This window comes from Methylobacterium sp. B1, from assembly GCF_000333255.1.
Taxonomy (GTDB): domain Bacteria; phylum Pseudomonadota; class Alphaproteobacteria; order Rhizobiales; family Beijerinckiaceae; genus Methylobacterium; species Methylobacterium fujisawaense.
The window spans coordinates 1-10,297 of sequence record NZ_BACT01000679.1; the positions used below are offsets into that span (position 1 = coordinate 1).

10 protein-coding genes are annotated in these 10,297 nt (G+C 72.1%); 3 read left to right on the forward strand and 7 right to left on the reverse strand.

Features of this window, described 5'->3' with window-relative positions; all coding sequences use genetic code 11:
- Together I53_RS20020 and I53_RS20025 are read right to left on the reverse strand one after the other, a co-directional pair.
- A partial coding sequence (locus I53_RS20020) for a response regulator (protein WP_043353954.1) occupies positions 1-1,004 on the reverse strand: 1,004 nt, incomplete at its 3' end.
- Positions 1,005-1,176: 172 nt separating this feature from the next.
- Positions 1,177-1,545: a response regulator gene (locus I53_RS20025; RefSeq protein ID WP_043353956.1), complete on the reverse strand. Its 369-nt coding sequence runs from the start codon at positions 1,543-1,545 to the stop codon at positions 1,177-1,179.
- A gap of 80 nt (positions 1,546-1,625) precedes the next feature.
- Between I53_RS20025 and I53_RS20030 the strand changes: the two genes are divergently transcribed.
- Positions 1,626-1,922, forward strand: coding sequence for a DUF3572 domain-containing protein (locus I53_RS20030; RefSeq protein WP_043353976.1), 297 nt, complete (start codon positions 1,626-1,628; stop codon positions 1,920-1,922).
- Between the two features lie 293 nt (positions 1,923-2,215).
- Here the strand turns inward: I53_RS20030 and I53_RS20035 are convergent, their stop codons facing one another.
- Together I53_RS20035 and I53_RS20040 are read right to left on the reverse strand one after the other, a co-directional pair.
- Positions 2,216-3,127 carry a cell envelope integrity EipB family protein gene (locus tag I53_RS20035; RefSeq protein WP_043353960.1) on the reverse strand — a complete coding sequence of 304 codons (912 nt, stop codon included), beginning with the start codon at positions 3,125-3,127 and terminating at the stop codon, positions 2,216-2,218.
- Positions 3,128-3,236: 109 nt separating this feature from the next.
- On the reverse strand, positions 3,237-5,102 hold the full coding sequence (locus I53_RS20040; RefSeq protein ID WP_043353963.1) for an ABC transporter ATP-binding protein: 1,866 nt from the start codon (positions 5,100-5,102) through the stop codon (positions 3,237-3,239).
- Between the two features lie 389 nt (positions 5,103-5,491).
- Between I53_RS20040 and I53_RS30525 the strand changes: the two genes are divergently transcribed.
- The gene (locus tag I53_RS30525) at positions 5,492-5,788 is read left to right on the forward strand and encodes a helix-hairpin-helix domain-containing protein (RefSeq protein WP_244538785.1); all 297 of its coding nucleotides are present in this window, start codon (positions 5,492-5,494) and stop codon (positions 5,786-5,788) included.
- A gap of 228 nt (positions 5,789-6,016) precedes the next feature.
- Here the strand turns inward: I53_RS30525 and trpB are convergent, their stop codons facing one another.
- Positions 6,017-7,258 (reverse strand): tryptophan synthase subunit beta, encoded by a 1,242-nt coding sequence (trpB, locus tag I53_RS20050; RefSeq protein WP_043353967.1) that lies wholly within the window; start codon positions 7,256-7,258, stop codon positions 6,017-6,019.
- 142 nt (positions 7,259-7,400) lie between these two features.
- Between trpB and msrA the strand changes: the two genes are divergently transcribed.
- The gene (msrA, locus tag I53_RS20055) at positions 7,401-8,117 is read left to right on the forward strand and encodes a peptide-methionine (S)-S-oxide reductase MsrA (RefSeq protein WP_043353969.1); all 717 of its coding nucleotides are present in this window, start codon (positions 7,401-7,403) and stop codon (positions 8,115-8,117) included.
- Positions 8,118-8,139: 22 nt separating this feature from the next.
- Here msrA and I53_RS20060 read toward each other — a convergent pair whose 3' ends face one another.
- Both I53_RS20060 and I53_RS20065 read right to left on the reverse strand, forming a co-directional pair.
- On the reverse strand, positions 8,140-9,084 hold the full coding sequence (locus I53_RS20060) for a prephenate/arogenate dehydrogenase family protein (RefSeq protein WP_043353972.1): 945 nt from the start codon (positions 9,082-9,084) through the stop codon (positions 8,140-8,142).
- Complete coding sequence (locus I53_RS20065; RefSeq protein ID WP_043353974.1) at positions 9,077-10,204, reverse strand: histidinol-phosphate transaminase; 1,128 nt, start codon at positions 10,202-10,204, stop codon at positions 9,077-9,079. Before I53_RS20065 ends, I53_RS20060 begins: the two co-directional genes overlap by 8 nt.
- Positions 10,205-10,297: the final 93 nt, after the last annotated feature.

Consider the following 10,297-nt stretch of genomic DNA (forward strand, 5'->3'; position numbering starts at 1 on the left):
TTGAAGTGGTCGATGTCGAAGATGAGCACGGAGAGCTGGGCCCGCGGGCGGCCTCGTCGCCGAACAGCGTGCCGAGAATGGTTGTCGAGGTAGCGCCGGTTGTGCAGGCCGGTGAGCGCGTCGATCACGGCCATCTGAAGCGAGGCCTGCATCGCCCCCCGGAGCGCCTCGGTGAAGCGCTTGCGCTTCACCTGGGTGCGGACCCGGGCCATCAGCTCGTTGCGGTCGACCGGGCGCATCAGGAAGTCGTGCACGCCGAAATCGAGGCCGCGGACGACCCGGGCGCGGTCGTGCTCCTCCGCCAGCATGATCAGCGGCATCGTCCGGGTCCGATCCAGCGACCGGAGCTGGCTGCACAGGCGCAGGCCGTCGAAGCCCGCCAGATCGAGGCTGACCAGGGCGAGATCGAAGGGCGCCTCGGCGGCGAGGTGCAGGGCCGCCTGCGGATCGGGCTCGACCGTGACGACGTGGTGCTGGCGCAGGGCCCCGGCGAGGCGCTCGGCCGATCCGGGGCGGTCCTCGATGAGCAGGATCCGGGCATCGAGGCCGGTCTCGGCGGTGGCCAGCGCCAGGGGATCGCCGATCCCGAATTCGCGCGAGGCGAGCGCGCGCTGGCGCAGCTCGTCGGTCACCGCCTTGAGGCGCACGAGGCTGCGCACCCGGCTGAACAGGGCGGTGTCGTCCACGGGCTTGGTCAGGAAGTCGTCGGCCCCGGCGTCGAGGCCGCGCAGGCGGTCCGCGGGCTGGTCGAGGGCTGTGACCATCACCACCGGGATATGGGCCGTGAGCGGGTTGTTCTTGAGGTGCCGGCAGACCTCGAACCCGTCCATGCCGGGCATCATCACGTCGAGCAGGACGAGGTCGCAGAGGCCCTTCTCGCAGATCGCGATCGCGTCCCGGCCATTCATGGCCGCGAGCGTGTCGAAATATTCCAGGCCGAGCTTCGTCTCCAGAAGCCTGACGTTCGGGAACAGATCATCGACGATCAGGACACGGGCCGACATGCTTCCTCGTAGGGGCGCGGTGGAGCGGCCCGGACCGGGCACCGTGTGCCGTGGCGCGCGCCGCCGGTCAGCCGCAGGGGCCTGGGCGGATACGACAGGACGGACGGTTGAACCGGTCACCCGACCCGGACGGATCGGGTGACCGGTTCAACGGCGCGCCTCGCCGGCGTGGTCACGGCTCAAGATAGGCCCGAACCGTTGCCAAAAACTTCGCAACCGAGATCGGCTTCGACAGGTAGGCCTCGCAGCCGCCCTCGCGGATCCGCTCCTCGTCGCCCTTCATGGCGAAGGCCGTGATGGCGATGACCGGAATGCCCTTGAGGTCGTCATCCTCCTTGAGCCATTTCGTCACCTCGAGCCCGGAGACCTCGGGGAGCTGGATGTCCATGAGGATCAGGTCGGGATGATGGGCGCGGGCCAGTTCGATCGCCTCGATGCCGTGGGCGGTCTTCAGGGTCGCGTAGCCGTTCGCCTCCAGCAGGTCGTTGAACAGCTTCATGTTCAACTCGTTGTCCTCGACGATCAGCACCGTCTTCTTCATGATCCGATGTCCCGGTGCGCGCCGATCATGATTAGTGGGCGGTGAAGCCCCTCCGTCACCTTTGTAGCGTTCACATGTTGATGAATGGCAAACCTCTTCAAGGGGATGAGTCCGCCGAACGGCTCGCCCTGGACGTTCTGTTGTGGATCGCGGGGGACGAGGACCGGCTCCTGCCCTTCCTGGCGGCGAGCGGATTGAGCCCCGACACGCTGCGCGAAAGCGCCCGCGAGCCGGCTTTCCTGGTGGGCGTCCTCGACCACGTGATGGGCGACGAGAACGTCCTCGTCGCCTGCGCGAACGGTCTCGGCGTCAAGCCGGAGCGGATCGCCGCGGCGTGGCAGCGGCTGTCGCCGCGGCCGGATGACGAATGGGCGTGAGGCCTCCGGCGCGACGCGGACCGCTGCGCGCGTCCCGCCCGCGGATCCCGGGCCTGCCCGCGATCCGCGCCCGGCCTGCCCCTGGCCCAGCCCCATGAGGCACGGGTCCCGGGCGCTGGTCTTTCACGCGGTGGATGGCTGGCACACGACGTGGGGATCGGCGAGCCCGCGCGGGAGAGGGGGGCCGCGCCGCACCCCGCGACCCGCCGACCGACCCGCCCCCCGATCGGATCGGCGGGCCCGGGAGCCCGGGAGCATGGTCGGAACGGTGCGCGCCCTCTGCCCACCGGCGCTCAGGGCGTGCAGCCCTTCCCCGCGTCCTTGTCGCTCCGCCCCGCCTTGGCGTCGATGTCGAGGGCGGTCATGTCGCCCAGGATGGCGAAATCGCCGTAATCGAGCTTGAGCGCGCCGCTGACGCCGTTCTCGTACAGGTCGAAGCCGAGGGTGTAGATCGGCGTGCGCTCCCCGGCGCCCTCGGTGTAGTAGCTCAGGCGGACCGGCCAGTGCGGCATGCCGGCGAGCGAACCGTCGCGCAGCGGCTTGTCCCGGTCGGAGCCCGCGGCCGAAGCCGGGCCGGTCTCCGTGTGGCCGATCACCGCGAAGGTGTCGTAGATCTTCTTGCCGTCGTCCGAGCCGTCGTAGACCTTGACCGAGAGGGTCGACTGGCCGGCCCGCGCCGCCGCGATCAGGCGGCGCATGTGCTCGCTCGGGAACAGGACCGGCCCCTCCACGGTGAACGGCTTCGGGCCGCCCTTCAGCTTCACCGTGAGGGCGTCGCCCTGCTCGGAGGCGGTCCCGTCGACCGGGGCGGCGGCCTTGTTGTTGGTCAGCGTCGTCGTCTTGAACCGGAACTCGCGCCCCTGCCCGCCCTCGAAGGTGGTGCTGCGCATGTCCGACAGGCGCGTGCCGGTCTCGCCGGAGGACAGCTCCGTCACCTGGCGGGTCAGCATCGTGTAGCCCCGGCAGGCATCCCCCCGGAAGTCGATGACGATGCGCCCGCGGGCGCTCTCCACCGAGCGGGTGCCTCCGCCCTCGGCCAGCGACAGGTCGTAGACCGCCCGATGGTTGGCCAGGACGATCTCGGGCGACGGGGTCGCCGCCTCGGGCTTGGCCGCCGGTTCGGGCCCGGCGGGCGGGGCCGCCTGGGCGTTCCCGGCGCAGACGAGAAGGCCGGCCGTCAGCAGTCGGAAGAGGCGCAGGCGCATGGACAACCTCGATTCGGTCCGCCGCAGATAGCAGGCTCAGGGAATCGGGCAATGCTTGGGCCGGGCCGCGGGGGCGTCCCGAGGGCCCCGCCCCCCGCTTCCGGCTCCCCTATCGGTAGCCCTCAGCCTGCAGGGTGAACAGCTCGGCGTAGCGGCCGCGCCGCTCCATCAGGGCGGCGTGGCCGCCCTCCTCCAGGACCCGGCCGCCCTCCAGGACGAGGATGCGGTCGGCCATGCGCACGGTGGAGAAGCGGTGCGAGATCAGCACCGCCGTCCGCCCGGCCGACAATTCCCGGAACCGCGCGAAGACGTCGTGCTCGGCCCTCGCGTCGAGGGCCGCGGTCGGCTCGTCCAGGATCAGGATCTCGGCCTCGCGCATGTAGGCCCGGGACAGCGCGACCTTCTGCCACTCGCCCCCGGAGAGGTCGAGGCCGCCGGCGAAGCGCTTGCCCAGGGGCTGGGCGTAGCCCTCGGGCAGGCGCTCGATCACCGGCGCCGCCAGCCCCCGGGCCGCCGCGGCCGCGATGCGCTCCGCGTCCCCGGCGGCCTCGATCCGGCCGACCGCGACGTTCTCGCCCGCCGTGAGGTCGAAGCGGACGAAGTCCTGGAAGATCGCCCCGATCCGCGCCCGCAGCTCGTCGAGGTCGTACGCGGTGAGCGGCACCCCGTCGAGGAGCACCCGGCCCTCGTGCGGGTCGTAGAGCCGGGTCATCAGCTTGACGATCGTGGTCTTGCCGGCGCCGTTGCCGCCGACCAGCGCCACCGTCTCCCCGGCGCGGATCGCGAAGGAGAGGTGGCGCAGCGCCCAGGCCTGCGTGCCCGGATAGCGGTAGCCGACATCCTCGAAGACCAGCCCCTCCCGGATCGGGCGCGGCACCGGCACGGCCTGCACGGGCGAGCGGATCTGCGGGCGGATCGCGAAGAAGGAGTAGAAGTCGTCGAGGTACTGCGCCTGGCCGGTGATCTGGGTCAGCCCGAGGAGCAGTCCCTCCAGGCCGCCGCGCAGGCGCTGGAAGGCGCCGGCCAGGAAGGCGAGATCGCCCACCGAGAAGGTGCCCGCCACCGTCCGCCAGACGATCACCGCGTAGGCGGCGTAGTAGGCGAGCGTCCCGAGGCTCGCGAAGGCGAAGCCCCAGCCGGCCCGGGCGACGGCGAGGCTGCGGTTCTCGGCGAGCAGCCGGCGCGCCGCCGTCCCGTAGAGGCCGGTCAGGTAGTCCGAGAGGCCGAAGAGCTTGATCTCCTTGGCGGTCTCGACGCTGGCGCCGAGGTAGCGCAGGTAGTCGATCCGGCGGCGCTCCGGGCTGCGGATCCAGGCGAGGCGGTAGCCGGCCTTGGTGAAATGCCACTCGTTGAGGACCGCCGGGACCAGGGCGGCGGCGATCAGCACCACGAGCCAGGGCGTGAAGGCCGCGACGCCGATCGCCAGGGTCGCGAGGGTCAGGAGCCCCTGCAACTGGCCGAACACCGTCCCGATGAGCCCGGTGCGGCCGCTGACCTGCCGGCGCGCCCGCTCCAGCCGGTCCTGCTGGGCGCTGTCCTCGAACTGCGCGAGATCGAGGGCGGCGGCGTGCGCCATCAGCCGCAGGGAGGCGGCGTTGGCGTAGAGGTCGCCGATCAGGGTCTCGGTGAGGTTCGCGAGACGGCCGGTGAGGTCCGAGACCAGGGCGAGGCCGAATTCGGCCGCCACCAGCCCGGCGAGCCGGGCCCGGCCGGGATCGGCCAGCCAGTCCGCCAGCCCCGCCCCTGGCGCCGGCCGGGCATGCTCGGCCACGATCCCGTCGAGGATCAGCTTGGCGAGATACAGCATCAGGACCGGCAGGCAGGCCGCCACGAGGCGCAGCGACAGGCTCGCCGCGAGCAGGCGCGGGCTGGCGGCGGCGATCTCCCGGAACAGGGTCGGCAGGTAGCGCAGGGCGCCCAGGCGCTCCCCGAGCCGCTCGCCCAGGCGTGCGCCGAGCCTCGTCCGCGCGCTCATCCCCTGGGGATTGCTCACCGGATTTCGGACGTGGATTGGACGACGCGCAAAGACAGCATTAACTGTAGATGCATATAGTTTTAATCCTCGTCGAGTGGTGCGTGCTCAGCGGTCCTGCAATCCTCAGAATTTCGGTCCTCCTCATCATTGCCGGCATACTCGCGGCGGTGGTGCAGGTCCTGTTGCCGGGCCCGGCGCCCGGACCGGTATCCCCGCCTGCGCCCTCGGCACCGGCGGTTCCCGAACCCTCGACGGCCCCGCCGCCCGCGCCGGCACCCGCCCCGTCCGCCCCGTCCGCGGCGGTCGAGCCCGCGCCTTCGCAGCCCGCGCCTGCGCAGCCCGGCAAGGCCCCGGCGCCCGCCGCGCCGTTACAGATGCCGTCCGACGCGATGGCGGTTCCCGCCGACCCTCCGGCCCCGCAGGCGGCGCCTCAACCGCAGGGCGAGGACGCGGCCGGTCAGGCCGAGGTCGAGCGGGCGGAGGACAGCGCCGGGCCCCGGGCCCTGGCCGTGGTCGATCTCAACACGGCCTCCGTGGCGGATCTCAACCGCCTGCGCGGCGGCGGCGCCATCGGCCGGGCGATCGTTGCCAAGCGGCCCTACACCGCGGTGGAGCAGCTGCTGTCGAAGCGGGTGCTCAGCCGGTCGGTCTACGAGAAGATCAAGGATCAGGTGACGGTGCGGTGAGGCGGCCGCGGCCGGCCCGGTGTCACGTGGTGTCGTCCGGGCTCGCCCCTGTCCCGGGCGCGTGCGACGCCAGCGGATGGCGGCCCGGGATCCCGCGCCGGACGTCGCGAAGCGTCCGCCCGAAACGCGCAGGCCCGTTCCGCCGCGCTTCGTCTGCCGGATCCCGGATCGCCGTCCACGGCGTTCCGGGCGTCCGGGAAGAGGGGTGCGTCCCGGGGGCGCCGGCCCTCAGAGCGTCGTCCCGAAGATCTCCGCCACCTGCGGGATGTCCTTGTCGCCGCGACCGCAGAGATTGATCACCATCAGGTGTTCGGCCGGGCGCTGCGGCGCCAGTTCCAGAACCTTGGACAGGGCGTGGGCCGGCTCAAGGGCCGGGATGATGCCCTCCAGCATCGAGCAGAGCTTGAACGCCTCGAGGGCTTCGGTGTCCGTCGCCGAGATGTAGGTGACGCGACCCGTCTCGTGCAGCCACGCGTGCTCGGGCCCGATGCCGGGATAGTCCAGCCCGGCCGAGATCGAGTGCGCGTCGGCGATCTGTCCGTCCGCGTCCATCAGCAGGTAGGTGCGGTTGCCGTGCAGCACGCCCGGCTTGCCGCCGGTGAGCGAGGCCGCGTGCAGGCCGGAATGAACCCCGTGGCCGGCCGCCTCGACCCCGAAGATCTCGACCTCGCGGTCGTCCAGGAACGGGTGGAACAGGCCCATGGCGTTGGAGCCGCCGCCGATGCAGGCGACCAGCGAATCCGGGAGGCGGCCCTCCTGGGCGATCATCTGCTCCCGGGTCTCACGCCCGATCACCGACTGGAAGTCGCGCACCATGGCCGGATAGGGGTGCGGCCCGGCGACGGTCCCGATGCAGTAGAACGTGTCGGCGACGTTGGTGACCCAGTCGCGCAGGGCCTCGTTCATGGCATCCTTGAGGGTCCGGGTGCCGGATTCCACCGGGATCACCTCGGCGCCGAGCATCTTCATGCGGAAGACGTTGGGCGCCTGCCGGGCGACGTCGACCGCGCCCATGTAGACGACGCACTTGAGGCCGAAGCGCGCGCAGAGCGTCGCGGTGGCGACGCCGTGCTGGCCCGCGCCGGTCTCGGCGATGATCCGCGGCTTGCCCATGCGCCGGGCCAGCAGGATCTGGCCCAGCACGTTGTTCACCTTGTGGGAGCCGGTATGGTTCAGCTCCTCACGCTTGAAATAGACCTTGGCCCCCTGCCCGGCCGGAGCCTTGGCGCGCAGGTGCTCGGTCAGCCGCTCGGCATAGTAGAGCGGGCTCGGCCGGCCGATATAGTGGGTGCCGTAGCTCGCCATGTCGGCCGCGAAGGCCGGATCGACCTTGGCGGCCTCGTAGGCGGCTTCCAGCTCCAGGATCAGCGGCATCAGCGTCTCGGCGACGAAACGGCCGCCGAAGATGCCGAAGCGGCCGCGCTCGTCGGGACCGGTGCGGAAGGAGTTGGGCTCGGGGGCGATGGTCACGGGACGGGTCCTGCGGTCGCTGGGGTCGATCTGTTGCGGGTGCGTAGACCCATGCGGGCGCGGCTGCAATGCGGCGTCCCGCCCGCGTAACCGGTTCGGGCCACGGGGCGAACACCCTGTTGGTTTCCGGCAGGAGGATAGAATGGCACATCGCGATCGAATCCGCACGCTCCTCGGGGCCGCCCTCGGGCTCGGACTCGCAGGGGCCGTCCTGCTCCCCCGGCTTCCGGCCTTCGCCGAGGAAGCGCCCCGGCGCCTGCCGGAGGCCGCGACCCGCTCCGCCGAGCCGCCGGGGCCGCGCGTCGCGGTCTTCGCCGGCGGCTGCTTCTGGGGCGTGCAGGGGGTGTTCCAGCACCTGCGCGGCGTGAGCAATGCGGTGTCGGGCTATGCTGGCGGCACCCGCGCGGAGGCCGATTACCGGACGGTGAGCGGCGGCGGGACCGGCCATGCCGAGGCGGTCTCGGTCACCTACGACCCGGCCGCGATCCGCTACGACGAGCTCCTGCGGATCTTCTTCTCGGTGGCCCTCGACCCGACCCAGGTGGATCGCCAGGGGCCCGATACCGGGCACCAGTACCGCTCGGCCCTGTTCCCGCAGGATGCCGAGCAGGCGCGGGTGGCGAAGGCCTACATCGCCCAGCTCGACGCGGCCAAGGCCTATGCGCGGCCGGTCGCCACCCGGATCGAGCCGGCGGCCGCGTTCTACCCGGCCGAGGGTTACCACCAGGACTTCATGGCCCTGCATCCCGGCCACCCGTACATCGCCGCCAACGATGCGCCGAAGCTGGAGGCGCTGCGCAGCCTGTTCCCGGAGCGGACGGCGGCGCAGCCGGTTCTGGTCAACCGCCCGCCGGCCTGAGCGGGCGGCCCGGCGCGGTCCGCTATTCCTCCGGTGGCCGCGGCCGGCCGAAATCCGGCGCCGCGGTCTCCTGGCCCTGCGCCACGATGCTGCGCCGGATCGCCCGGGTGCGGGTGAACATCGCGTGGAGCGCGTCGCCGTCGCCCCAGCGCACCGCCTTGGCGAGCGCCGACAGGTCCTCGTTGAACCGTCCGAGCATCTCCAGCACCGCCTCGCGGTTGTTGAGGAAGATGTCCCGCCACATGGTCGGGTCGGAGGCGGCGATGCGGGTGAAGTCGCGGAATCCGCTGGCCGAGAACTTGATCACCTCGGACTGCGTCGCCGATTCGAGGTCCGCGGCGGTGCCGACGATGTTGTAGGCGATCAGGTGCGGCAGGTGGCTGGTGATCGCCAGCACGTGGTCGTGGTGCTCGGCGCTCATCGTCTCGACATTGGCGCCCATCCCCGCCCACAGGGCGCGGACGGTCTCGACCGCCGCCGGATCGGTGCCCTCGGGCGGGGTCAGGATGCACCAGCGGCCCTGGAACAGGGTCGCGAAGCCCGCATCCGGCCCCGAGAACTCGGTTCCGGCGATCGGGTGGCCGGGGACCAGGGCGACGCCCTCGGGCAGGTGCGGCCGGATCGCCGCCACCACGGCGCCCTTCACCGAGCCGACATCCGACACGATCGCGCCGGCTTTCAGATGCGGCATCATCTCGGCCGCCGCGGCGCCGATGGCGCCCACCGGCACGCACAGGATCACGAGGTCGGTGTCGGCCGCGCCCTCCGCCGGGTCGCCCGTGACCGCGTCGGCGATGCCGAGTTCGCGCACCCGGTCGCGCACGGCCTCGTCCCGGTCGACGGCCACGATGGTGCGGGCGAGCCCGTAGCGGCGCGCCGCCCGGGCGATCGAGGATCCGATCAGCCCGAGGCCGACGATGGCGAGACGGTCGACGGCGGGCCTCTCGGCCTTGAGCGCCTCAGGCATGGGTGCTCCCCTGGGCGCCACGCACGAAGTCGCCGAGCGCCGCCAGGAAGGCCGTGTTCGCCTCGGCGCCGGCCACCGTCACCCGCAGGGCGTTGGGCAGGCCGTAGGCGGTGACCCGGCGGGTGATGAGGCCGCGCTCGGTCAGGAACGCGTCGGCATCCGCCGCCGAGCGGCCGGGCGCGTCGGGGAAGTGGATCAGCAGGAAGTTCGCGACGCTCGGCGTGACCGTGAGGCCGAGCGCCCGGGCGCCCTCGGTGAGCTTCGGCAGCCACTCGGCGTTGTGGGCGGCGGCGGCGGCCATGTGGGCCTCGTCGGCGATGGCGGCCGAGCCCGCGGCGATCGCCGGCCCCGAGACGTTGAACGGCCCCCGGATCCGGTTGACCGCGTCCGCCACGTGCGACGGCGCGACCATCCAGCCGATCCGCACGGCGGCCAGCCCGTGGATCTTCGAGAAGGTGCGGGTCATCACCACGTTCTCGGCTTCGAGCGCGAGTTCGAGCCCGGCCGAGTAGTCGTTCGCCCGGACGTATTCGGCATAGGCGCCGTCGATCACCAGCAGCACGTGCGGCGGCAGGCCGGCGTGGAGGCGGCGGATCTCGTCGAAGGGCAGGTAGGTGCCGGTCGGGTTGTTGGGGTTCGTGACGTAGACGATCCGCGTCCGGTCCGTGACCCGGGCCAGGATCGCGTCGACGTCCACGGTGAGGTCGCGCTCGGGCGCCACCACCGGCTCGCCCCCCGAGGCCAGGATGGCGATCCGGTACACGAGGAAGCCGTGCTCCGAGTAGATGCCCTCGGTGCCCGGCCCGGCATACGCGTAGGCCAGCAGCGAGAGCAGCTCGTCCGATCCCGCCCCGCAGACGATCCGCTCGGGATCGAGCCCGTAGCGCCTGGCGATGGCGGTGCGCAGCGCCGTGGCGCGCCCGTCCGGGTAGGTCTCGAGCTTGGCGGTCGCCGTGTGGAGGGCGGCGAGCGCCGCGGGGCTCGCGCCGAGGGGCGTCTCGTTGGAGGAGAGCTTGTAGACCGTGCCGCCGCCGGGCCGCCCGCTCTTGCCGGGCACGTAGGTGTCGATCGCCAGGACGCCGGGGCGCGGTTCCGGACGGGCGGGGCGGAGGGCGGACATTGCGGTGCGACTCGGGATGCGCGGGGTTCGGTCGGTTCCGCGTCCGTCTACAACATTTCCTTTGCCGGTGAACCCGGGCCCGCTTCAGGGGCG